At 64.4% G+C, this 22,585-nt stretch carries 20 protein-coding genes and 1 pseudogene; 7 read left to right on the top strand and 14 right to left on the bottom strand.

What is annotated here, in order from left to right:
• Complete coding sequence (locus M3I54_RS08450) at positions 1 to 2,277, top strand: xanthine dehydrogenase family protein molybdopterin-binding subunit (RefSeq protein WP_254334677.1); 2,277 nt, start codon at positions 1 to 3, stop codon at positions 2,275 to 2,277.
• Positions 2,278 to 2,288: 11 nt separating this feature from the next.
• Positions 2,289 to 3,611 carry a c-type cytochrome gene (locus tag M3I54_RS08445; protein WP_375542115.1) on the top strand — a complete coding sequence of 441 codons (1,323 nt, stop codon included), beginning with the start codon at positions 2,289 to 2,291 and terminating at the stop codon, positions 3,609 to 3,611.
• 73 nt (positions 3,612 to 3,684) lie between these two features.
• Here the strand turns inward: M3I54_RS08445 and M3I54_RS08440 are convergent, their stop codons facing one another.
• From M3I54_RS08440 to M3I54_RS08405, 8 genes and pseudogenes are all read right to left on the bottom strand, one after another.
• Positions 3,685 to 4,488, bottom strand: coding sequence for a transporter substrate-binding domain-containing protein (locus tag M3I54_RS08440; RefSeq protein WP_254334674.1), 804 nt, complete (start codon positions 4,486 to 4,488; stop codon positions 3,685 to 3,687).
• A gap of 258 nt (positions 4,489 to 4,746) precedes the next feature.
• A pseudogene (locus M3I54_RS08435) lies at positions 4,747 to 5,331 on the bottom strand (N-formylglutamate amidohydrolase); the annotation flags it as partial.
• A gap of 86 nt (positions 5,332 to 5,417) precedes the next feature.
• Positions 5,418 to 6,836: a formimidoylglutamate deiminase gene (locus M3I54_RS08430; RefSeq protein WP_375542114.1), complete on the bottom strand. Its 1,419-nt coding sequence runs from the start codon at positions 6,834 to 6,836 to the stop codon at positions 5,418 to 5,420.
• Between the two features lie 4 nt (positions 6,837 to 6,840).
• Positions 6,841 to 7,482 (bottom strand): HutD family protein, encoded by a 642-nt coding sequence (locus tag M3I54_RS08425; RefSeq protein WP_254334673.1) that lies wholly within the window; start codon positions 7,480 to 7,482, stop codon positions 6,841 to 6,843.
• Positions 7,479 to 8,246, bottom strand: coding sequence for an amino acid ABC transporter ATP-binding protein (locus tag M3I54_RS08420; protein ID WP_302058878.1), 768 nt, complete (start codon positions 8,244 to 8,246; stop codon positions 7,479 to 7,481). Before M3I54_RS08420 ends, M3I54_RS08425 begins: the two co-directional genes overlap by 4 nt.
• A complete protein-coding gene (locus M3I54_RS08415) occupies positions 8,243 to 8,911 on the bottom strand; it encodes an amino acid ABC transporter permease (protein ID WP_254334672.1) in 669 nt (222 codons plus the stop codon). Before M3I54_RS08415 ends, M3I54_RS08420 begins: the two co-directional genes overlap by 4 nt.
• A 17-nt stretch (positions 8,912 to 8,928) precedes the next feature.
• A complete protein-coding gene (locus M3I54_RS08410) occupies positions 8,929 to 9,684 on the bottom strand; it encodes a transporter substrate-binding domain-containing protein (protein ID WP_254334671.1) in 756 nt (251 codons plus the stop codon).
• A 57-nt stretch (positions 9,685 to 9,741) separates the two neighbouring features.
• Entirely contained in the window at positions 9,742 to 10,491 is a 750-nt protein-coding gene (locus tag M3I54_RS08405; protein WP_254334670.1) for an IclR family transcriptional regulator, read from the bottom strand.
• A gap of 164 nt (positions 10,492 to 10,655) precedes the next feature.
• Between M3I54_RS08405 and M3I54_RS08400 the strand changes: the two genes are divergently transcribed.
• Positions 10,656 to 11,648 carry an ABC transporter ATP-binding protein gene (locus M3I54_RS08400; protein WP_254334669.1) on the top strand — a complete coding sequence of 331 codons (993 nt, stop codon included), beginning with the start codon at positions 10,656 to 10,658 and terminating at the stop codon, positions 11,646 to 11,648.
• Positions 11,645 to 12,406 (top strand): ABC transporter permease, encoded by a 762-nt coding sequence (locus M3I54_RS08395; protein ID WP_254334668.1) that lies wholly within the window; start codon positions 11,645 to 11,647, stop codon positions 12,404 to 12,406. Before M3I54_RS08400 ends, M3I54_RS08395 begins: the two co-directional genes overlap by 4 nt.
• Before the next feature lie 34 nt (positions 12,407 to 12,440).
• On the opposite strand, the gene M3I54_RS08390 is transcribed toward M3I54_RS08395, so the two are convergent.
• The 4 genes from M3I54_RS08390 to M3I54_RS08375 form a co-directional block, all read right to left on the bottom strand.
• On the bottom strand, positions 12,441 to 13,796 hold the full coding sequence (locus M3I54_RS08390) for a tryptophan leader peptide (RefSeq protein ID WP_254334667.1): 1,356 nt from the start codon (positions 13,794 to 13,796) through the stop codon (positions 12,441 to 12,443).
• A 101-nt stretch (positions 13,797 to 13,897) separates the two neighbouring features.
• The gene (locus M3I54_RS08385; protein ID WP_254334771.1) at positions 13,898 to 14,665 is read right to left on the bottom strand and encodes a ParA family protein; all 768 of its coding nucleotides are present in this window, start codon (positions 14,663 to 14,665) and stop codon (positions 13,898 to 13,900) included.
• 339 nt (positions 14,666 to 15,004) lie between these two features.
• Positions 15,005 to 15,541: a nucleoside deaminase gene (locus tag M3I54_RS08380; protein ID WP_254334665.1), complete on the bottom strand. Its 537-nt coding sequence runs from the start codon at positions 15,539 to 15,541 to the stop codon at positions 15,005 to 15,007.
• Between the two features lie 26 nt (positions 15,542 to 15,567).
• A complete protein-coding gene (locus tag M3I54_RS08375; protein WP_254334663.1) occupies positions 15,568 to 16,680 on the bottom strand; it encodes a BMP family ABC transporter substrate-binding protein in 1,113 nt (370 codons plus the stop codon).
• A 248-nt stretch (positions 16,681 to 16,928) separates the two neighbouring features.
• Here M3I54_RS08375 and M3I54_RS08370 point away from each other — a divergent pair, with 248 nt between their 5' ends.
• Entirely contained in the window at positions 16,929 to 17,366 is a 438-nt protein-coding gene (locus tag M3I54_RS08370; RefSeq protein WP_254334661.1) for a cupin domain-containing protein, read from the top strand.
• A gap of 4 nt (positions 17,367 to 17,370) precedes the next feature.
• Here M3I54_RS08370 and M3I54_RS08365 read toward each other — a convergent pair whose 3' ends face one another.
• A complete protein-coding gene (locus M3I54_RS08365) occupies positions 17,371 to 18,726 on the bottom strand; it encodes a polyhydroxyalkanoate depolymerase (protein ID WP_254334660.1) in 1,356 nt (451 codons plus the stop codon).
• A gap of 323 nt (positions 18,727 to 19,049) precedes the next feature.
• Between M3I54_RS08365 and M3I54_RS08360 the strand changes: the two genes are divergently transcribed.
• Both M3I54_RS08360 and M3I54_RS08355 read left to right on the top strand, forming a co-directional pair.
• A complete protein-coding gene (locus M3I54_RS08360; protein WP_254334657.1) occupies positions 19,050 to 19,709 on the top strand; it encodes a glutathione S-transferase family protein in 660 nt (219 codons plus the stop codon).
• Positions 19,710 to 19,862: 153 nt separating this feature from the next.
• Positions 19,863 to 21,335, top strand: a complete 1,473-nt coding sequence (locus M3I54_RS08355) for a circularly permuted type 2 ATP-grasp protein (protein ID WP_254334655.1) — start codon at positions 19,863 to 19,865, stop codon at positions 21,333 to 21,335.
• A gap of 37 nt (positions 21,336 to 21,372) precedes the next feature.
• Here the strand turns inward: M3I54_RS08355 and M3I54_RS08350 are convergent, their stop codons facing one another.
• Positions 21,373 to 22,446: a putative zinc-binding metallopeptidase gene (locus tag M3I54_RS08350; RefSeq protein WP_254334654.1), complete on the bottom strand. Its 1,074-nt coding sequence runs from the start codon at positions 22,444 to 22,446 to the stop codon at positions 21,373 to 21,375.
• Positions 22,447 to 22,585: the final 139 nt, after the last annotated feature.

Raw genomic sequence — 22,585 nt, 5'->3', positions numbered from 1 at the left:
ATGTCACAGGGTCTCCTCGATGCGCAAAACGGCGCGCCAGAACGCAAACTGCAGCGCATTCAGCAAGCCGCCGCAAGCGGCCAACTCTCCCGCCGCACTTTTCTCAAACTTGGCGCGGCGGCGGGCGGCGGGCTGCTGCTCGGCATCAGCTTTTCTGCCGGCGCACAGGGCGACAGCCAGACGCGTCAATCGGTCGTTGGTGGCGATGGCAACGAAGCCCCGCAAGACGGCGTGTTCGAGCCGAACGCGTTCGTGCAGATCGACCGCTCGGGCAAGGTCACGCTCATCGTCCCGAAGGTGGAGATGGGACAAGGCGTGTACACCTCGATTCCGATGCTGATCGCGGAAGAACTCGAAGTGCCGCTCGATAGCGTCACGATCGATCACGCGCCGCCCAACGAGAAGCTCTTCACCGACCCGCTGCTGGGCGGTCAGCTCACGGGCGGCTCGACGTCGATTCGCTTTGCCTGGCAGCCCATGCGCGAAGCGGGCGCCGCCGCGCGCACCGTTCTGATCCAGGCGGCGGCGCAACAGTGGCAAGTCGATCCCGCCACCTGCCACGCCCGGGCCGGCGAGGTGCTGCACGACGCGAGCGGCCGGCGCATCGCCTATGGCCAGCTCGTCGATGCGGCCGCGCACCTGCCTGTACCGCAAAAGGTGGCGCTCAAGGACCCGAAGGACTTCACGCTGGTCGGCAAGCCCACAAAGCGCCTCGACTCGCCCGAGAAGGTGGACGGCTCGGCGCTCTTCGGCCTCGACGTGCGTCTGCCGGACATGGTCTATGCCGCCATCGTGAACTGCCCTGTGTTCGGCGGCACGCTCGCGAAGGTCGACGACACGCACGCGAAGCAGGTGCCCGGCGTCACGCAGGTCGTGAAGATCGACAACGCCGTGGCCGTGATCGGCGCGCACACGTGGGCCGCGAAGCGGGCCGCTGCGGCGCTCGTCGTCGAGTGGAACGAAGGCGCGGGCGCGAACGTTTCGATGCAGCAGATCGTCGCCGATCTCGCAAGCGCCTCGCAACGCGAGGGCGCGGTCGCCCGCAAGGATGGCGACGTGCAGCAGGGGTTCGGCACGGCAAAAACGCGCATCGACGCCGTTTATCAGCAGCCGTTCCTTGCGCACGCAACGATGGAGCCGATCAACTGCACGGTCCACGTGCAGCCTGACGGCTGCGAAATCTGGGTGGGCACCCAGGTGCCCACGCGCGCCGTGGATGCGGCCGTGGCCGTCACGGGTCTGAAGCCCGAGCAGGTCACGCTGCACAATCACCTGCTTGGCGGCGGCTTCGGGCGGCGGCTCGAAGTCGATGCCATCACTCAGGCGCTCAAGATCGGCAAGCAGCTGAAGGTGCCGGTGAAGGTGTTCTACACGCGCGAGGAGGACATTCAGCACGACATGTACCGGCCGTACTACTACGACCGCCTTTCGGCCGGGCTCGACGCGAACGGGAAACCCGTAGCCTGGCAGCACCGCATCGCGGGCTCCTCGATCATGGCGCGCTTTGCTCCCCCCGCGTTCCAGCACGGCGTAGACCCTGACGCCGTGGAAGTCGCCGCCGACCTGCCCTACGACCTGCCGAACCAGTTGATCGAATACGTGCGCCAGGAGCCGCATGCGGTGCCCACCGCTTTCTGGCGCGGCGTGGGGCCCACGCGCGGCAACTTCGTGGTGGAGAGCTTCGTCGACGAACTGGCCGTGGCCGCGAAGACCGATCCGGTCACCTACCGCCGCAATCTGCTCGGCAAGTCGCCGCGCGCGCTCAATGTGCTCGACGTGGCCACACGCGCCGCGAACTGGGGACCGCCCATGCCGAAGGGCCAGGGGCGCGGCGTTTCGGTGATGCACGCGTTCGGCAGCTTCCTCAGCATGGTCGCGGACGTCACCGTGGACGACGGCGAGGTGCGCGTGAACCGCGTGGTGTGCGCCGTGGATTGCGGCATGGCCGTGAATCCCGAGACCATCGAGGCACAGATCCAGGGCGGCATCGTATTCGGCATCACGGCCGCGCTGTGGGGCGAGATCACGATCGAGCGCGGACGCGTCACGCAAACCAACTTCACCGACTACCGGATCATGCGCATCGACCAGATGCCCGTGATCGAAGTGCATCTGGTGAAGAGCGCCGAAGCGCCCGGCGGGATCGGTGAGCCCGGGACCTCGGCGGTCATACCGGCCGTGGCGAATGCGATCTATGCGGCTACCGGAAAGCGTCTGCGCCACTTGCCCGTGGGCCGCCAGCTCGTGAACGCGGGCGCGTCCGCACAGTCGGCTTGAGGGAGCGAACCATGACGAAAATGATCAACGCATCCCGACGCGCCCGCGGCCTGCGCCGCGTCGCGGGTACAACGCTCGCGCTCGCAGCATTCGCCTGCGTGACTGCGCGCCCCGCCCTCGCGGCAGGCGCAGCGGACGCCGCCACGATCCAGCGCGGCGCCTACCTCGCCGCCGTGGGCGACTGCGCGGCGTGCCACACCGCGCCGCACGGCAGGCCGTTTGCAGGCGGCCTGCCGATGAGCACACCGCTTGGCCGCATCTACACGACCAACATCACGCCTGACCCGGACACCGGCATTGGCCGCTACACGCAAGCGGACTTCGCGCGCGCCATGCGCGAGGGCGTCGCCAAAGACGGCCACAACCTCTATCCGGCGATGCCTTATCCCTCGTACGCGAAGGTGCGCGACGAGGACGTCGCCGCGCTCTACGCGTACTTCATGCAAGGCGTGCAACCGGTCAAGCAGAGCAACCGCGACGCCGACATCAAGTGGCCGATGAACATGCGCTGGCCGCTCAAGATCTGGAACGCCGTCTTCCTCGAGAAGGGCGCGTACCAGGACAAAGCGGGCAAGGACCTGGCATGGAACCGCGGCGCGTACCTTGTGCAGGGTCTCGGCCATTGCGGCTCGTGCCACACGCCGCGCGGCATCGGTTTCAACGAGAAGGCGCTCGACGAAAGCGGCGACGCCTGGCTCACAGGTGCCCTGCTCGACGGCTGGTTCGCCTCGAACCTGACCGGCGCGCACAACACGGGCCTCGGGCGCTGGAGCGAAGCGGACCTCGCGCAGTTCCTGAAGACGGGCGCGAACCAGCACGCCTCGGCGTTCGGCGCGATGACCGATGTGGTCAACAAGAGCACCCAGTCCATGAACGACGCGGACGTCAACGCGATCGCGGTCTACCTGAAGTCGCTGCCGGCGAAAGGCGGCGACGGCGGACCGGCCTACGCCTATGATGCGCAGGCGACGAAAGTGTCGCTCTCGCGTCCGGCGAACGATGCGGGCGCGCGCGTCTACACGGCGTATTGCATGCATTGCCACGGCGCCGACGGGCGCGGCTTCGCGCCGATGTTCGCGCCGCTCGCGGGCAATCCGAACGTGCTGGAGAAGGACGCTTCGTCGCTCATCAACGTTACGCTCAACGGCACGGGCGACCTCGTGATCCAGGGCATGCCCGCGCCGTACCCCATGCCCGCTTATGCAGATGTCCTAAGCGACAAGCAGATCGCCGATGTGCTCACGTTCGTTCGCGCGGGCTGGAACAACAAGGCAGGCGGGGTGGGCGTGGCGGAAGTCGCCAAGCTGCGCACGAGGACGCAGGCGGCGCGGTAGGAAGGCGTGTGATGAAGCGAAACGCGCCGGCCATGAATGCGGCCGGCGCGATTGTCGCGAAACGCCTGTAGCGTTAGTGAGCGAGCGGTTGCGTCACGTCCTGGCCGAACCACTGCATGGAGATTTTCTTGAGCGTGCCGTCCTGCTTGAGTGAGGTAAGCGCGTCGTTGATCGCCTTCTCGAACTTCGGATTGCCCTTGCGGAACGGAATGGCCATTTCCTGATCGGCGCCTGGCAACACGGCGCCCGGACGCAGCGGCAGATTCGACGTCTTGATGATGTACGGCAGCATCAGGCGGTCGTCCATCGTCGCGTCGATGCGCTTCGTGGCCAGGTCGCGCAGTTTCTCGGGCGCGCCGGGATACGTTTGCACGTTGATGCCCGGCACGGCGCGCGCCATCTGGTCATAGTTGGTGCCGAGCGTCACGCCGAGCTTCTTGTCGCCCTTGAATTCGTCGAGCGTCTTGAATTCGCGTTTGTCGTCGGAGCGCTGGATCAACTGCGCGGCCGAGTACGTGTACGGCTGGCTGAAGTCGAGCGCCTGCTGGCGTTGCGGCGTGATGGTCACCTGATTGACGATCACGTCGAACTTGCCGGCCTGCAGCGCCGCGATGATGCCGCTCCACTCGGTGGGAATGAACTCGGGCTTGACCCCGAGCTTGGCCGCGACGGCCTTCGCGACGTCCACGTCGAAGCCGACGAGTTCGCCCTTGCTGTCACGGGAATCGAACGGGGGATAGGTGCCTTCCAGACCGATCTTGAGCACCCCGGCCTGTTTGACGGAATCCAGCAAATCTTCCGCATGGGCGGAAATGGCGGTAAATCCAAGTGCCGATACGGCAAACGCGCTTGTGAACAGGAGCTTCGTCAACTTCATTCAACCTCTCCTCTTTATGTGGATGTCTGGACTGCTTCGCGATGGCACATCAGCGCCCCCCGAGGCCGCGTCGCTAGAGAATACTACGATCGGCAGCGCGATCGTAGCCCGCACAACTGAGTACTTTCCCGCGAGCGGCGCGCTGAACGGGGCAAGCGACGAGGTCGTCGCGACCGCGCTCGCGCGGGAACGCCTTTGATATCGGCCGCGGTCTGAAATGTAGGGATTCGCTTAATAGCGCGTTCACACGCGGCGCTATCAGCCCGCGGAGGCGTTCATCGCCTTCACGGCCTCGAGCGCGCCGTCAACCATCCTGCTCACCACCGGCTCGACTTTCTGCGCGAGCGAAGGCACGTAGTCGAACGGCGCTGCCTCGCTCATGTACGTCGGCTGGCACATTTCGAGTTGCACGGCATGCACGCCGTCCTGCGGCGCGCCGTAATGACGCGTGTTGTAGCCGCCCTTGAACCGGCCATTCGCGATCCACGTGAAGTCGCTCGCTGCCGCCGCACGCTCGACCGCCGCCTGCACCGCCGCCGCCGAGGTGCGCCCATCCTGCGTGCCGATGTTCAGATCGGGCAGTTGGCCATCGAATAGCCGCGGCAGCACGCTCGCAATCGAGTGCGCTTCCCACAGCAGCACGTTGGCGTGCTGCGCACGCAGGCGCTGCAGCTCGCCGCGCAGCGCGTCGTGATACGGCTGCCAGTATGTGGCGACGCGGCGTTGCCGCTCCTGCGCATCAGGCGCGCGGCCCACGCGATAGAGCGCCTCGCCGCGGAACGTTTCGGTCGGGCACAGCGAAGTCGTCGTCTGCCCCGGATACAGGCTCTCGTCGTTGGGCGGTGGGGAATCGAAATCAGCAGCGGCGCCGTGCCGCGTTCGAGCGAAAAGAGGTCGGTCATGTGGGCTCCGTTCGGTTGGCCGCGCACTCAAGCGCCGGCGAGGAGATGGTTCAACGCTTTGCGATAGTCGGCGTACAGGCGCGTTTCGTCGCGGTGGCGCCGCTGCGCGACGACTTGCTCGCCGCCTACATAGACGTCGCGTACCGGCGTCTCGCCGTGCTCGCAGAACACCACTGAGGAAAGCCAGCTTTGCGGCGTCTGCTGCGCGAGGTTCGGATGCTGTACGTCGAGCACCAGCCAGTCCGCGCGGGCGCCCCCCTGCAACGCGCCCACCGTGCGCCCCGTCGCGCGCGCGCCGCCCGCGAGCGCCGCGTCGAAAAGACGGTCGGCCACCTGCGCGGTCTCGGGCGACGCGAGCACGTTGCGTTCGCGCCGCGAGAGCCGCTGTCCGTATTCGAGCAAGCGCAACTCGGCGCGCCAGTCCACGCCGATATGGCTGTCCGAGCCGATGCCGAACGCGCCCTGCGCCCCCAGGTAGTCGCGGGCCGGGAAGAGTCCGTCGCCGAGATTCGCCTCAGTCGTGAGGCATAAGCCCGCCACCGCGCCGCTCTTCGCGAGCGCGAGCGTCTCGTTCATGTCGATGTGGGTCGCATGCACGAGGCACCAGCGCGCGTTCACGTCGAAGCGATCGAGCAGCCATTGCACGGGCCGCGCGCGCTCGGTCGCGAGGCACGCGTCCACTTCGGCCGTCTGCTCAGCGATGTGGATATGCACCGGCGCGTGAGGCAACGCGGCGTCGAGCCCTTCGAGCAGCGCACGCAACGAGTCCTGCGAAACCGCGCGCAGCGAATGCGGCGCGACGCCATAGCGCAACGCGCCATGCTCCGGCAGAAAGCGTCGCAACGACTCGACGATGGCGAGCAACTGGTCGGGCGTGTTGATGAAGCGCCGCTGATCGTCGCGCGGCGCTTGCGCACCGAAGCCGCTGTACTGGTAGAGCACGGGCAGCATGGTCATGCCGATACCGGTGACCTCTGCCGCCTTGACCACACGCTGCGCCAGTTCGGCGGCGCTCGCATAACGCTGGCCGTCGTGGGCGTGATGCACGTAGTGAAACTCGCAGACGGACGTGTAGCCCGCCTTGAGCATTTCCACGTAAAGCCAGCTCGCGACCGCGGCAAGATCGTCGGGCGTGATGCGCGCCGCGAAGCGGTACATCAGGTCGCGCCAGCTCCAGAAGCTGTCGGTGGGATGCGCGCGATATTCGGTGAGCCCCGCCATGGCACGCTGGAACGCGTGTGAATGTAGATTAGGCATGCCAGGCATGATCGGCCCCGCCGCGTGCGCAACGCCGTTCGGAGCGTGCGCGAGGTCGGGCGTCACGCCGCGCAGCGTGCCCGTTGCGTCCCATTCGAGCAGCACGTTGCGGCGCCAGCCTCCGGGCAGGTACGCATGTTCCGCGAAGAGCGCGTTCGTCATGGAAAGCGGAGGAATAAGGGTGCTCATGAAATCAGGCTTGCGCGATATCGAGTGTGACGGCCAGCAGCGCGCCTGCGCCGCGCGTTTCGAGGTCCACGGCCTGCTCCGCGTCCACGCGCAACGTGTCGCCGGGCGCGAGCGCGATGAAGCCCTCGCCGGCCACGCGCACCTCGACTCGACGTTGCACGGCATGCAGCAACACGGTCTGCGCATGCAGACTGCGCCGACTTGCCTCGCGCCACACTTCGAGCGCGCCGCGCGCGGCCTCGCGGCGCACCATCAGGTTGAACACGCGCACGGGGCCGGCGGCGATCCGTGCATCGATCGCGGACTCACCGGCAAAGCGGGCGATGTCCAGCGCGCGTTCGAGCGTATGCGTGGCGCGAGGTTCTTGCCCGCCTGCGCGCGCTTCGTCCAGCTGCAAGGCGGCGCCCTCGATCAACACGAGCGTGCGGTCGATGCCCGCGAAGCACGAAAACGGGCCGCCTTGCGCGATATCCGCGAGGCTCGCGCGCCACGCGAACCCATCGGATGGCGCGCTCGCTGCGGAACCCGCCGCGATTTCGCGCGTCACGCCGCCGCCATTTTTCCATGGCGCGGGCACAAGATCGGCGCCGCGCAGCAGCATCACGTTTGCGCCTGCCTTACCGTCGAGTACGGACGAGCGGCTCATGCGCGCGACAACACCGCTTGCAGGAAGCTGCGCGTGCGCGGTTGTGCCGGCGCGGTGAAGATCGTCGAAGGCGGCCCCGCCTCGACGATCTCGCCGCCGTCCATCACCACCACGACGTCGGCCACTTCCTTCGCGAAGCCCATCTCGTGCGTGACGACCACCATGGTCATGCCCTCGGAAGCCAGCAGCTTCATGACCTGCAACACCTCGCCGACCAGCTCCGGGTCGAGCGCCGATGTCGGCTCGTCGAACAGCATCACGCGCGGCTGCATGGCAAGCGCGCGCGCAATGGCGACACGCTGCTTCTGCCCGCCCGAAAGGCTCGCCGGCATGACGTGCGCCTTGTGCGCGAGCCCGACTTTCTCGAGCAAGGCGAGCGCGGCGGACTCGGCCTGCGCCTTCGATGCCCCGCGCAACATGCGCGGCCCAACCGTGATGTTGTGCAGCACGGAGAGGTGCGGAAACAGGTTGAACGACTGGAACACCATGCCGACTTCGGTCCGCAGCGCATTGAGCGCGCGGTCCTTGAGCATGGCGCCGTTTTCCACGAGACGATGACCGCAGATATCGACGGTGCCGCCCTCGGGCTGCTCGAGGCCGTTGCAGCAGCGCAGGAACGTGCTCTTGCCCGAACCGCTCGGGCCGATCACCACGACCACCTGTTGCGGCTGAATGTCGAAGTCGATGCCGTTGAGCACGAGGTGCGAGCCAAACGACTTCTTGAGTCCGCGAATGCGAACGATCGGATCCGGTTGCGCGCTCATTGCACCATCCCTCCTGCGCGCAGACGGCGCTCGACGCGATGCAGCGCATAGTTGGTCGTCTGCGTCAGCACGAGATAGACGAGCGCGATCACGAGGTACACCTCCAGCGAGCGATACGAAACGCTGATGATCTTCTGGCCTTCATGCATCAGGTCGTCGATCGTCAGCAGCGAGACCAGCGCGGAATTCTTGATGAGCGCGATGAATTCGTTGCCGAGCGGCGGAATCATGCGAACCACGGCCTGCGGCAGGATGATCGCGCGCATGGCCTGCCCCGCCGACATGCCGATCGAACGCGCGGCTTCCGTCTGCCCGCGATCGACGGACTGGATCGCGCCGCGCACGATCTCCGAGACATAGGCCGCCGAATAGAGCCCGAGCCCCAGCATGCCGCAGACGAACGCCGGCAGCAGAATGTTGAACTGTGGCAGTCCGAAGAACAGCAGGAACAGCTGCACGAGCAGCGGCGTGCCGCGAAAGAAGACGAGGTAGCCCGTGCAGAAGCCGTAAATGAGCCGCCGTTGCGGCGCGAGCCGGCCGATGCCGATCAGAAGGCCGAGAATGCAGCTGAGCACGAGCGCGGCGGCGGTCACTTCCACCGTGACCAGCGCGCCGTGTGCGATGTCGGCCCAACCGGCGATGGCCGCAGAGAAGTCGAGTTGCATGGATCAGATCCGCCGGGTCACTTCGAACTCGTGCCGAACCACTTGTTCACGATCTGGGCATAGGTGCCGTCTGCCTTGATTTTCGCAAGCGCCGCGTTCAGCGAATCGCGCAGTTGCGGTTCGTCCTTACGCACGGCGATGCCATAGGCCTCCTTCGTCAGCTCCGTGTCGAGCACGCGAAATCCCGCGCGCGTGCGGGCGAACTGGTAGGCGGCGGGCTTGCCGGTCACGGCGGCGTCGGCGCGGCCAATGCCGACCAGGTCGAACATTTCCTGGTTCTTCTCGACCTCGACGCGCGTGACCTTCGGGTAGTTGTCGCGCAGGAAGTTCACCGACTTCGTGCCGACCTGCACCGAGACCTTCTTGCCGTCGAGATCGGCTAGCGTCTTGATGGGCGAGTCGGCCTTCACGAGCGCGACGAGGCCGCCTGCGAAATACGGCTGCGTGAAGTCCACCACCTGGCTGCGTTCAGGCGTGATGTAGATGCCGGAGATCGCGACGTCGAAGCGGTGGGCGATCAGCCCCGGAATCAGCCCCTTGAAGTCGATGTCGGTCCACTGGACCTGCTTGCCCATTGCCTTGGCGAGCGCGTTCATCAGGTCGACGTCGAACCCGGTGCGCTGACCGTTTTCCGTGAATTCCATCGGCGGGAACGTCGCGTCGGTCGCGACCTGCAGGACGTTCTGCGCTTGCGCGCTCGCGGTGCCGGGAGCGGCGGCGGCGAACATCGCGAAGGCGACGCACGTGGCGGACAGCAGTTTGTGCAGTTTCATGTTGGACTCCTGTGTGGTTGGTCGGGACGCTGCGGTTTTTGGTTTCGTTCGTTTCGGTCAATCGGTTTGGAGGCGGGCGGAAATGGTGTGCGCGGTGCGCAAGGTCCAGTCGGCGAGCTGCAGCTCGCGGCCCGCCACGCGCGACGATGGCGCCATCAAGGTGATCGATGCATTGGCGAGCGCGCCGCGCGCAACGCGCCGGAACACAGGCGCACTCACGCCCCATACGCCGGGGTCGACTTCGCTTTCGCTTACCGCGTAGCCTCGCGCGCGAATCTGCTCCAGTTCCGCTTCCATTGCGGCGCGGCCCTTCGCGTCGCCGGCGAAGAGGCGATCGAGCGTCTCGCCGCGCGCCTTTTCGTGCATGAACGCGAGCAACGACTTGGCCGACGCCCCAGCCTTGAGCGGCACCGCGCGGCCCTTCTCGAACGAGCAGCGCAGCGAATGCGTGCTTTCGACCATTTCGAGGCAGACCACCTGGTCGTTCACGGCGACGACGAGCCCGACACTCTCCTGCGAGGTCCGCGCGAGTTGAAGCATGCCTTCGCGGCTCGATTCGACGAGCAGCGAATTGACGTCGAAGCCAAGCGCAAGCTGCAGACTGATGGGGCCCGGCGCGTAGTAGCCGGCGTCTTCGGTCACGAAGCCCCAGCGCTTGAGCACCGCGACCTGGCGGTAGAGTGTGCTTTGCGCGAGCCCCGTGGCCGCAAGCATGTCCTTCGCCGACATGGCCTTGCCGCGGCTCGCGAGTGCCGAGAGCACCAGTAGCAGGCGCTCTGCGCCGGTAACACCGGGTTCCTGTTTCACCTGGAGGACGAAGGCTGAATTGATGCACTCAGCATGCCACGTCACTCCCAGAAATCAAAAATACGATTCCCATCGAATGGGAATGACATGAGAGGGTTTTCCCTGAGATGTCCCGCGTGGGACCCGCGCGATGTCTTTTCCCCGCTTCTGGTAATGTCACGCACATGCAAACGATCCTCTCCATCGAGAATCTCTCGAAAGTCTATGCGTCGGGACTCCGGGCGCTCACGAACATCAATCTGGACATTCAGCGGGGCGAAATCTTCGCCCTGCTGGGGCCGAATGGCGCGGGCAAGACGACGCTGATCAGCATCATCTGCGGCATCGTCAATGCGAGCGAGGGCAGTGTGCGCGTGGCCGGTCACGATATCCTCGCCGACTACCGCGCCGCGCGCTCGCTGATCGGCCTCGTGCCGCAGGAGCTGACGACCGACGCGTTCGAAACGGTCTGGGCGACCGTATCGTTTAGCCGCGGCCTGTTCGGCAAGCCGGCCAACCCTGCGTATGTCGAGCGCGTGCTGCGCGACCTCTCGCTGTGGGAGAAGCGGAACAACAAGATCATGACGCTCTCGGGCGGCATGAAACGCCGCGTGCTGATCGCGAAGGCGCTCGCGCACGAGCCGCAAGTCCTGTTTCTGGACGAACCGACGGCGGGTGTGGACGTCGAACTGCGCCGCGACATGTGGGAACTCGTGCGCGGGCTCAAGGCGAACGGCGTGACGATCATCCTGACGACGCACTATATCGACGAGGCGGAGGAGATGGCCGACCGCATCGGCGTCATCAACGCAGGCAAGATCATGCTCGTCGAGCACAAGGACGTGCTCATGCGCAAACTCGGCCGCAAACAGCTGACGTTGCAGCTCGACGGCCCGCTGAGCGCCATTCCGGACGAGGTCGCCGCCTGGGGGCTGGAGCTGGCCGACGGCGGCACCGAACTGACCTATACCTACGACAGCGAAAACGAACGCAACGACATCATCACGCTGCTCAAGAACCTGAACGAGGCCGGCATCGGCTTCACGGACCTGAAAACGAGCCAGAGTTCGCTGGAGGACATCTTCGTGAGTCTCGTCCATAAAGACCCGGCGGCCGCTTCAGGGCTTACCCCAGCTTCGGTCGCAGAAGACGGCAAAGGACAGGTAACCTCCCGATGAACCACTACGCAATTCGCGCCATCTACCGTTTCGAAATGGCGCGCACGCGGCGCACGCTGATGCAGAGCATTGTCGCGCCGGTTATTTCGACCTCGCTCTACTTCATCGTATTCGGCTCCGCAATCGGTTCGCGCATCAAGGAAGTGAACGGTGTCAGCTACGGCGCGTTCATCGTGCCAGGCCTGATCATGCTGTCGCTCCTGTCGCAGAGCATCTCGAACGCGTCGTTCGGCATCTACTTCCCGCGCTTCACGGGCACCATCTACGAGCTGCTCTCGGCGCCCGTGTCCTACCTCGAAATCGTGATCAGCTATGTCGGCGCGGCGGCGACCAAGTCGGTCGTGCTCGGGCTGATCATCCTCGCGACCGCGGCGCTCTTCGTGCCGATCCAGATCCTGCACCCCGTGTGGATGGCGCTGTTCCTGCTGCTCACCGCGGTAACGTTCAGCCTGCTCGGTTTCATCATCGGCATCTGGGCGGACAACTTCGAGAAACTGCAAATCGTGCCGCTCTTGATCATCACGCCACTGACCTTCCTCGGCGGCGCCTTCTACTCAGTCGACATGCTGCCTACGGCATGGAAGGTGATCACGCTATTCAACCCGATCGTCTATCTCATCAGCGGTTTTCGCTGGAGCTTCTACGGGCTCGCGGACGTCGACGTCGGCGTGAGTCTCGGCATGACAGCCGCCTTTCTCGCCGTGTTCCTCGCGATCACCGCGTGGATCTTCAAGACGGGCTACCGGCTGAAAACCTGACGTTAGTGGTTCAACCGGGTGCCCGCTTCGAACTTCAGGCCGGCACCTGTCCCGGCGTGCCGTCGAGCGGCCGGTCCTGCGGGCCGTTCAGGGGGGCGTCGAACGAGCCGTCCAGAATACGCAACTTGTCGGTCATATCGGGAAAGGTGTGACCTGCCGCGCGAAGCTCATTCACGAGCCGATGCGCAACGGCCCTGCAGTGAGCCAGCGTCTCATGCAGGCGCGACTCCGACTGCAGACCTGTCACCGCCCTCTCCAACTCCGGTGGAGATTCGCTCAGCAGAGCGGGAACGACTTCGTCCGGGGGGATCAACGAGCCGTGACTCAGCAGTTGCGCGGTCCAGTCGCAGCCGTACAGCAGCGCGCGCCGTTCGGCCCTGCGCGCTTCGTCCTGCTCGAGCGTGGCGAGGCTGTGGCGATTCTTCTGAATCTCGGCGCGCCACGGCGCCAGAATGTCGGCACGCAGCGCCGCTATGGCTTCGCCGAGCGCAGCGTTCTGCCCACCCGCTACGAGGCGGCGTTCGTCGAGCCTGTCCACCTCGTCCCGGTAGCTTTCGAGGTACGCCAGCCAGTTCAACGGCAGTTCCGGCTTTTCGAAGAATGCGCGGCGCACTGCATTGAGTTCGTTGCGAACATCCTGCAGCGCCTGGTTGTCGGCAAGACGGGCCTCATGCACGTCGTGAGCCGTCACCATCTGCCGGTGCAGCGGAAAGAGTGGATTGCTGTAGCGCCGCTGCAGATGCCGCTCAGCCGCACCCGGCCGGGCGCTCCATTTCCAGTTGGGCAACGATTTCGCGTCGAACTCGACCGCCTGGATCATCGGCCGGAAAACGGACAGCGCTTCGTCAGTGGCGTGGCGAAAGCAGTCCGCCAGCTTGTAGTCGTTGCCTTGCAGGGAGGTGGTCACATCCCCCGCATAAGGCGAGTCGGGCCGGAGCCTGAGGGTGCCGGTGGCCAGAAAGAATTCCATCGGCAGTTCGACGCTCAGGCTTTCCAGTCTGAACGCGCGCTGTTCGGCGGAGATAGCTTCAACAACGTGGGCCAGGCGGTTTTCCTGATCGAGGAGCGCATCGATCGCGTCTCCCGACGACGGCTGCGCCGCATCGGCTAGCAGGCAGAACGTTTCGCGCGCCATTCTCGCCGCGATCGTGCCGTGCTTCTCGGCAAACAGCCAGAACCAGAGGGCAAGCTGATAGCCCTTGACCCCATTTTGGGCGATCGCTTCGACTTCGGGTGTGAACGCGATGCCAGGCGCGGCCCAGTTCGTGAACGGCGGTGTGCCAACGCCCTGATACATGCCCAGGAGTTGGCGTATCGATTCATGCGTATCGGCAGGCCAGTTGCGCGCCTCTTCCTGGCGCTTCTCTGTCTTCCAGAACCTCCAGTCCATTCTGCACCTCACAAGGGAGCAAGAGTATCGGTGCTACTCGCTGCGAGCGATACTTGCACACTCCGCCGAGGGCGTAAACCAGTGATGTCCGGTGTTGCCCTTCAAGCCCCGCTCAACTCCTGATGTAGCGCGACAAATTCGCGCGTGAGTTTGTGCGTCGGGTCGAGGTGCACGACGGGTTTGGCCTGCTGATGCGATTCGCGAATCTTCACCGACGACGACAGCCGCGACGACAGCACCGGCAATCCTTCATCGACGAGTTCGTCGACAAGTTTCTGCGGCAGGCTCGCGCGTGGCTGGAACTGGTTGATGACGATGCCTTCGACCGTGAGCCCGGCGTTGTGGTCCTGCTGAATTTCCTTGACGTTCTCGAGCAGCGTATAGAGTGCGCGGCGCGAGAAGTCGTCGCAGTCGAATGGAATGAGGCAGCGCTCAACCGCGATCAGCGCGGAGCGCGTGTAGAAGTTCAGCGCAGGCGGCGTGTCGATGTAGATCGCATCGTACATGTCGAGTTCTTTGAGCGCGTCGCGCAACTTGTAGATCTTGTAGCGCGACTCGAGCTTCCCATGCAGCGTGTCAAGATCGGGATGCGCGGGCATCACGTCCAGATTTTCAAAGGGTGTCGAATGAATGAACGACGTGACGTCGATCGGCCGGAAGCTGAACGTCAGCGCGGTTTCGAAGAAGTCGGCGACGTTGGGCTTCGCGTCGGTGGAAGCCGCGCCGAGAAGGTACTGGCTCGAATTTGCCTGCGCGTCGAGGTCGATAACGAGCGTACGCTGGCCCTCATTCGCGCTAATCGCAGCGAGATTACAAACGATCGTTGACTTGCCTACGCCACCCTTCTGATTGAACACCACACGCCGCATGTCTTCGCTCCCCTGTTTCTCTCTCATTCAATGAGATGGATGGGGATCAGCATACCCGATGCGGCGGTGCAAAAAAGATATTTGGTGGCGGTTTTCCAGGCAAACGGCTAGTTATCTAACCGTTTCATTTTCCAGAGCCTGGCTGGTTATAACCCGTACCGTCGCATGCGTAACTCGCGGTGGCTGGCAGCGCCAGGACAAGCGATACAGCCAAAAGGGCTGCAAAGATGCGCCGAGCTTTCATTTGCGTTTCTCCTGTTCAAAGGTACGCCGGTGCGTTAAGCATAGGTCAGCCGACTTACAGAGCGATTTCGCGTGATTACGGCATGAAGTCACTGCTCAAGTGTGTCCCCAAAAATTGCGCTGCACCTGCATCACTTCTTCCTCGACCTCGGCTACGGGCCCGATCAGGTCAACGCGCTTCTGGCAATGATCGAAAACATAGCGCGACGACACACTCATCGCCGGATTCTCCGCGTGATTGCCCGTGGCCTGCAGCAGCCGCTCTTCCGTCATGCCGAACACCACGCGCCCAATGTTCGCCCAGTAGGCCGTGCCCGCGCACATGCAGCACGGCTCGACCGTCGTATACAGCGTGCAACTCCACAAGTATTGCGGCGTAAAGTTGAGCGCGGCGATGCGCGCGAGCACGGCTTCCGCATGATTGACGGTATCGACATTGCCTTGTTCGATGAGAACCGATTCCTGATCGGGCCCGACGAGAATGGCGCCAAACGGGTGATGGCCCAACTGCGTCGCGCGTTCCGCGATCACGCTTGCCTGCCGCAAATGGCGGACGATCTGATCGCGCGTCGGCGCGAGCCCTTGCTCCGGGAATTCAGAAGCGTTCTGTTGTGGGGAAATGGTCAGGCTCAAAGCGAGCCTCCTCCTTGTTGGCGGTTTCACTTCGGCAACGCACCGTCTACGCCCTGCACGAACCAGTTCAGCCGCAGCAACTCGGCGTCGGGCAGCGACGTGCCCGCTGCCACCTTGATCGTGCCGCTCTGATCCTTGATCGGCCCCGCGAACGGATCGAATTTTCCGGCGATGATGTCGTCGCGCTTTTGCGCGAGCGCCTTTTGCGCGGCGGGCGAGACGGTTGCGGTGTTGATGTCGGCGAGGTCGATGGCCTTTTCCTTGAGGCCCCACCACGTCGGCGTGTTGGTCCACGTGCCGGCTTGCACCTGTTCGATCAGGTGAGAGTAATAGACATCCCAGTAGCTCACGCATGCGCCCAGTTGAGCATTCGGGCCGAACTTCTTCATATCGGAGTCCCAACCGAAAGCATGCACTTTCTTCTGTTCGGCCGTCTGCATCGTCGCCGTCGAATCGGTGTTCTGAATCAGCACGTCCGCGCCCTGGCCGATCAGCGTTTCGGCCGCCTGTTTCTCCTTGCCCGGATCGAACCAGCTATTGATCCAGATAACCTTGACCTTCGCATTCGGATTGACCGAACGCGCGCCCATTGTGAAGGCGTTGATGTTGCGCACCACTTCGGGCACCGGCACCGAGGCGACGAAGCCGAGCGTATTCGTCTTCGTCGTATAGCCGCCAACGAGCCCGGCCAGATACGCGCTCTGATACGTGCGCACGTCGTAGGTCGCGAAGTTCGCGGCCTTCTTGTATCCCGTCGCATGCTCGAATACGACGTCGGGATAATCCTTTGCGGTCTTCAGTTCGAAATCCTGAAACCCGAAGCTCGAGCCCACGATAATCTTGTTACCCTTGCTCGCGAGGTCGCGAAACACGCGCTCCGAGTCGGCGGATTCGGGCACGTTCTCCACGCGCGTGACCTTGATCCTGTCACCGAATTTCGCTTCGATCGCCTTCACGCCCTGTTCGTGCGCGTAGGTCCAGCCTGCGTCGCCGGGGTTGCCGAGGTAGACGAACGCGACGCCCATCGGGGCCGCAGCGGTGGCAGTGGGGCTCAACGCTACATAAGCGCCAAGCGTGGCGAAAAGCGTAGTCACGAGGCGCAGTGAGCGCACCGCCGCGCAAGCGAATCTTGTTGCCATGAGGTCTCCGAAACAGGGAATGGGAAGGACGCGACACGGCAGTTTCCCGCCGATTAACGTCACGTTAGCGAAGATAGTGGTAAGTCAAAAATAAGGTCGAAATTTCGATTCATTATGTGATGAATAACGGAATTGATATAACTCTCAATGCGTCATGGAAGCACGCGAACGTCGACGACTTCGCGCTGGAACGCGTCGTGCTTGCCGAACCCGTTGCCCCTTCAACCTTTGCGCTCGGGAGACCTGTCATGCAAACCGCACTCGCCACGGACTTTTCGCACGTCAAGCCGCAGGACACGTCATTCACGGGCGGCGGGCTGCGCGACTTCTTTGTCTATCGCGACCTGGGAATCGCCAAAGCCACGCATGGCAAGGTGGTCGCGCAACTCGTCAGGGCAAATCTCGCGCCGGAATTGGGCACGGGCTGGCACCGGCATGAGGCAGATTTTCATATCGTCATCATGCTCAAGGGCTGGGCGCGCTTCATGTACGGCGACAAGGAAACCCTCGTCGAAGCGGGCGACTGCGTGCATCAGGCGCCGGGCATCGCCCATTACCTCTTCGATTACTCGCCCGACATGGAGTACCTCGAAATCGTGAGCCCCGCCGACTTCAAGTCGATCGACGTGGAAGCGCCCTGCGCCGTGCCCACGCCGACGCCCTGGCAGGCGAGCCCCGCAATCTAACGCGCTAGCCCTGGTTTGGCTGCGTTTCGGCGGCGCGGCTGATTGCCGTTGCCGCATGCGCATCGGCATCGAGCAGCGCGCGCAGGGTCACCTGATCGTCGCCTACCGCCTCCGGCGCCGCGATGCGCCGCGCGCGCGGCTCGTGGTCGTGTATGGTCGAACGCACCAGTGGATAAATCTGCGTGTCCCAGCGGCGGCCATTGAATACGCCGTAGTGGCCCACGCCCGTCTGCACATGATGCGTCTTCATATAAGGGCGCAACCCCCGGCACAGGTCATGCGCGGCAACGGTCTGGCCGACCGCGCAGATATCGTCCTTCTCGCCTTCGATCGTAAGCAGTGCGGTGCGGCGGATCGCGTGCGGCTCAACGAGGCGCTCGCCCACCTTGAGCTTGCCTAACGGCAGTGCGTACTCTTGAAACACCGAGCTGACCGTTTCCAGGTAGAACTCTGCGGTGAGATCGGACGTGGCAAAGTACTCGCGATAGAACACGCTGAGCGCATCGGCTCTCGTGGGGTCGCCTTTCGCCCGCTCGTGGCGCATTTCCTCGAACGAGGCGAGATGACGTTCCAGGTTCATCGACATGAATGCGCTGAGCTGCACGAAGCCCGGATACACACGACGCTGCGCGCCGGGAAAGCCGCCTGGCACCGCGCTGATGAGATTGCGCTCGAACCACTTGATCGGCTTGCTGTTGGCGAGTTCGTTGACCTTGGTGGGATTCACCCGGCAATCGATCGGTCCCGCCATTAGCGTCATGCTCGCAGGCTGCGCGGGGTCGTTGTCGGCGGCCATCAACGATACGGCCGCGAGCGCCGCAACCGTTGGCTGGCAGATCGCCACCAGATGCGCATCGGGGCCAATGCGCCGAATGAAGGACATGACGTGCTCGACGTATTCGTCGAAGCCGAAGCGCCCCGCCGACAAGGGCACGTCGCGCGGGTTGTGCCAGTCGGTGATATAGACGTCGTGATCGGCGAGCATGGTGCGTACGGTGCCGCGCAGCAGCGTCGCGAAGTGCCCCGACATCGGCGCGACGAGCAGCACGCGCGGCTGCGGCGTGGCGACGTCCTTGCGAAAGTGGAGCAGCGAGGCGAACGGCGTGCGCTTGACGACGGCTTCGGTCACCGGCGTGCGCACGCCATCCACCTCCACAACATCGATTTCAAACGGCGGCCGCGCGTGCGAGAGCCCGGCAAGCTCGATCTGCTCCCACAAGGCATCGAGATAGCGCGCGTCGAAGCCGGACGCGAGCGCGGGCCAGGCCGCGAGCGCCGCGCGGGAGAACGACGCGGTGGTGCGCCCGAACCTCGTCAAGTCCGCGAACGACTGGTAGGCCAGATAGGCAAGCAGGTTCATGGGCAGAGATCTCGATTGTCTTGAACGCGAAGCGAAGCAGGCAATACGTGTGCCAGAAGCGTTCATTGGCACAGTGCTTGCACCTTTTCGGCATGTCGCGCCATACGTGCGAGAGCACGCGCGCCTCGCCCCTCGCGCCACGCCACGGCAGCACGGCGCGGGCGCTTCGCGGCAAGCGGCGGCATTGCCCTCCTGCATGCCGCAATATAGTGCGGCGAGTTGGCGCGAGAGGTGCATGAAGGAGCGATGCGCGCATTCGGTGCATGCGGCTTCCTGATCGTCGCACTGTTTGCCATCATGTCCTCACCATTCAGGAGCTCTCCATGAGTCAGACGAATACGACCCTGACGATCAGCAGCCGGAACTATTCGTCGTGGTCCATGCGCGGCTGGCTGCTTGCCAGACTCGCTGGACTCGAATTCGACACGGTGACGGTCCCGCTCGACGACGCGGCCACGCGCGCCGAGCTGCTGCTGCTTTCGCCTTCCATTCTCGTTCCCTGCCTGCGCCACGACGGCATCACGGTCTGGGACACGCTCGCGATCTGCGAATACCTCAACGAGATCCAGCCGCAAGCGCAGCTGTTGCCCGCGGACCGCACGGCTCGCGCGCACTGCCGCTCGGTCTGCGGGGAAATGCATTCGGGCTTCAGCGCTTTGCGCTCCGCACTGCCGATGAACCTGCGCGGGCACTTTCCGAACTTTCGCGTCTGGTCGCGCGCGCAGGACGATATCGGGCGCATCGTGACTATCTGGCGCGAATGTCTGCAGAAGTATGGCGGCCCGTGGCTCTTCGGTGAGATTGGCGCGGCGGATGCGATGTACGCGCCCGTCGTTACGCGCCTGCTCACCTATGACGTACCGATCGACCCCGACATCGGCGACTATTGCATGCGCGTGCTCAAACAGCCTTACGTCGCCGAATGGATCGCGGCGGCCCAGGCGGAAACCGAGGACATCGACGAACTCGATATGGAGTTCTGAGCGTCACCGCGCACCAACATTGAGCACGCGTTGCCGCAGGCATCGGCATGGAAGTTGCGTCGCCCCCATGCAGCCCGATTACCGAACAGTATGAAGAAGCGCGAAGAAACACGAATAAGCGAGCGCAAAAAAGCAGCGAACGGAAAAACGGACATGACGCAAACATTCTTCAATGAGATGTTCGAGTACGGGGAGTTCGCCGTTCGGGGCCTGGCCGCCACGGCGTTCGCGCTGGCCGGCGAGCCGCGCGCCCACTACCGCGAATTCTTCGCCTGGATGCGCAGCCAGAGCGAGCAGCAGATGCTCAAGAAGCGCGCCGAAGCCGATGCCATCTTCCGGCGCGTGGGCATCACCTTCGCCGTTTATGGCGAAAAGGACGTAACGGGCGCGGGCACCGAGCGCACGATTCCCTTCGACGTGATCCCGCGCATCTTCCAGCGCCAGGAGTGGAACACGCTCGAGCGTGGCCTGCGCCAGCGCGTGAACGCGCTCAACCGCTTCATCCACGACATTTATCACGAACAGGAGATCGTCAAGCGCGGCATCGTACCCGCCGACCAGATCCTGCGCAACGCGCAGTACCGCCCCGAGATGCAGGGCGTGAACGTCGCGCACGGCATCTATGCGCATATCGCGGGCATCGATGTCGTGCGCGCCGGCGAGGGCGAGTTCTACGTGCTCGAGGACAACCTGCGTGTGCCCTCCGGCGTCTCGTACATGCTGGAAAACCGCAAGATGATGATGCGGCTCTTTCCCGATCTGTTCGTGCGCAATCGCGTGGCGCCCGTTGCGCACTACCCCGACCTGCTGCTCGACACGCTGCGCGCCGCCGCGCCGTCCGGCGCCGACAACCCGACGGTCGTGCTACTCACGCCAGGCACGTACAACTCGGCCTACTTCGAGCACGCGTTCCTCGCGCAGCAAATGGGCATCGAACTCGTGGAAGGCCAGGACCTGTTCGTCGAGAACGATCACCTCTATATGCGCACCACGCAGGGCCCGCAGCGGGTGGACGTGATCTACCGGCGCGTGGACGACGACTTTCTCGATCCTCTCGTCTTCCGCTCCGACTCGACGCTCGGCGCCGCAGGCCTCATGAACGTCTACCGCAAGGGCAACGTGACGCTGTGCAACGCCGTGGGCACGGGCGTCGCCGACGACAAGTCGATCTACCCCTACGTGCCCGACATGGTGCGCTTTTATCTGGGCGAGGAACCGCTGCTCAAGAACGTGCCCACGTGGATGTGCCGCAAGGCCGACGACCTGCACTACGTGCTCGACCATCTGCCGGAACTGGTCGTGAAGGAAACGCACGGGGCGGGCGGCTACGGCATGCTGATCGGTCCGGCCGCCACGCGCGCCGAGATCGAGGCGTTTCGCGCGGCGCTCGTCGCGAACCCGGACAAGTACATTGCGCAGCCCACGCTCTCCCTTTCCACCTGCCCAACGTGGGTCGAAACGGGCGTGGCGCCGCGCCACATCGACCTGCGTCCGTTCGTGCTCTCGGGCAAGGAAGTGCGCATGGTGCCAGGCGGGCTCACGCGGGTCGCACTGCGCGAGGGCTCGCTCGTGGTCAATTCCTCGCAGGGCGGCGGAACGAAGGACACCTGGGTGCTGGAGCGCTGAGCCGGCGCATCAATGAACACGCGCGGCGCGTGGGCGTTCACGACCGCGAAGACGAAGCCGAGATCACGCGATGAACGAAGCGCAACTTGTCGATGACGGGCGAAGCCAGCGCGAACGGATAGCCGTCGGGCATGCCGAGGCTGCGGTTCAGGCTGTTGAGCGCGTAAGCGAGCGGGAACCAGCGCGCCATCAGGCTTTCGAAGCTCGCCTCGTCCACCGGTGTCTGGTCGACCAGCGTGGGCTCGTCGGGGCTTTCGGGCAAGAGCGCGAGGCCGCAAGCCGTCGCCGTGTCGAGGGTATCGACGATATGCAGGTAATGCGCCCACGTCTCGGCCCAGTCCTCCCACGGATGCACGGACGCATACGCGCTCACGTGGCGCTCGGCCCAGTCGGCCACGGGGCCATCGGCGTAATGCGCGGCGAGCGCGGCGGCATAGTCGGCGCGCTCGTCGCCGAAACGGCGGCGAAACGGTTCGAGCCAACGCCCCGTTGGCTCCCGCGCGATAAGACGGTCGAAAAAGTAGTGGCCGACCTCGTGGCGGAAATGCCCCAGCAAGGTGCGATACGGCTCGTGCAGCGACACGCGCGTGCGCTCGCGACGCGCGTCGTCGGCCTCGGCGATGTTCATCGTGATGAGGCCGTGATCGTGGCCCGTCATGATGTGCTGGCCATCGCCCGTCTCTTCGAGAAACGCGAATTGCAGGCCATGTTCCGGGTCTTCGGCGCGCGTGACGAACGGCAGGCCGAGCGCCCCCAGCGTGTAGAGCAGGCGCCGCTTGGCCGTCTCAAAGCGATACCAGTAAAGGCGGTTCTCGGGCCGCGAGAGGTCGGGGATCGTGCGCGTGAACTGGCAGGCGCGGCACAGCGTGTCCTCGCAATCGGCCGGGATCATGCCGTTGCAGACGTTTTCGATCGCGTAATTGTGGCACTGGCGAAAGAGCGCGCCCTGGTCCGCCGCATTCAGGCTGCGCCAGCGGCCATCGCCTGCATCCTCGAACGCGTGCATCTCGCCCGTCTGCGGCACGTAGCCGAGGCGCGCCTCGCACCGCTCGCAGCGCTCGTTTTCGAAAAACACCAGCTGATTGCAGTGATCGCAGTGAAAGGTCTTCATGGCCGCATTCCTGTGAGGGCCGCGTGGGCCGCAATGTCTCGCGCAGCACGCCGCATGCCTCGCACTCACGTGGCCGCCGCTGTCACATCCTGCACTCGCACCATGCGCATCATAGGCGCGCTGCGCCGTGTGCCTTTTC

This window comes from Paraburkholderia sp. CNPSo 3274 (genome assembly GCF_024206475.1).
Classification (GTDB): Bacteria; Pseudomonadota; Gammaproteobacteria; order Burkholderiales; family Burkholderiaceae; genus Paraburkholderia.
This window is presented reverse-complemented; position numbering and strand designations above follow the sequence as displayed.

Coding starts and splice junctions, on each gene's coding strand:
- M3I54_RS08450 (WP_254334677.1), top strand. CDS start 1: ATGTCACAGGGTCTCCTCGATGCGCAAAACGGCGCGCCAGAACGCAAA.
- M3I54_RS08445 (WP_375542115.1), top strand. CDS start 2,289: ATGACGAAAATGATCAACGCATCCCGACGCGCCCGCGGCCTGCGCCGC.
- M3I54_RS08440 (WP_254334674.1), bottom strand. CDS start 4,488: ATGAAGTTGACGAAGCTCCTGTTCACAAGCGCGTTTGCCGTATCGGCA.
- M3I54_RS08430 (WP_375542114.1), bottom strand. CDS start 6,836: ATGAGCACCCTTATTCCTCCGCTTTCCATGACGAACGCGCTCTTCGCG.
- M3I54_RS08425 (WP_254334673.1), bottom strand. CDS start 7,482: ATGAGCCGCTCGTCCGTACTCGACGGTAAGGCAGGCGCAAACGTGATG.
- M3I54_RS08420 (WP_302058878.1), bottom strand. CDS start 8,246: ATGAGCGCGCAACCGGATCCGATCGTTCGCATTCGCGGACTCAAGAAG.
- M3I54_RS08415 (WP_254334672.1), bottom strand. CDS start 8,911: ATGCAACTCGACTTCTCTGCGGCCATCGCCGGTTGGGCCGACATCGCA.
- M3I54_RS08410 (WP_254334671.1), bottom strand. CDS start 9,684: ATGAAACTGCACAAACTGCTGTCCGCCACGTGCGTCGCCTTCGCGATG.
- M3I54_RS08400 (WP_254334669.1), top strand. CDS start 10,656: ATGCAAACGATCCTCTCCATCGAGAATCTCTCGAAAGTCTATGCGTCG.
- M3I54_RS08395 (WP_254334668.1), top strand. CDS start 11,645: ATGAACCACTACGCAATTCGCGCCATCTACCGTTTCGAAATGGCGCGC.
- M3I54_RS08390 (WP_254334667.1), bottom strand. CDS start 13,796: ATGGACTGGAGGTTCTGGAAGACAGAGAAGCGCCAGGAAGAGGCGCGC.
- M3I54_RS08385 (WP_254334771.1), bottom strand. CDS start 14,665: ATGCGGCGTGTGGTGTTCAATCAGAAGGGTGGCGTAGGCAAGTCAACG.
- M3I54_RS08375 (WP_254334663.1), bottom strand. CDS start 16,680: ATGGCAACAAGATTCGCTTGCGCGGCGGTGCGCTCACTGCGCCTCGTG.
- M3I54_RS08370 (WP_254334661.1), top strand. CDS start 16,929: ATGCAAACCGCACTCGCCACGGACTTTTCGCACGTCAAGCCGCAGGAC.
- M3I54_RS08365 (WP_254334660.1), bottom strand. CDS start 18,726: ATGAACCTGCTTGCCTATCTGGCCTACCAGTCGTTCGCGGACTTGACG.
- M3I54_RS08360 (WP_254334657.1), top strand. CDS start 19,050: ATGAGTCAGACGAATACGACCCTGACGATCAGCAGCCGGAACTATTCG.
- M3I54_RS08355 (WP_254334655.1), top strand. CDS start 19,863: ATGACGCAAACATTCTTCAATGAGATGTTCGAGTACGGGGAGTTCGCC.
- M3I54_RS08350 (WP_254334654.1), bottom strand. CDS start 22,446: ATGAAGACCTTTCACTGCGATCACTGCAATCAGCTGGTGTTTTTCGAA.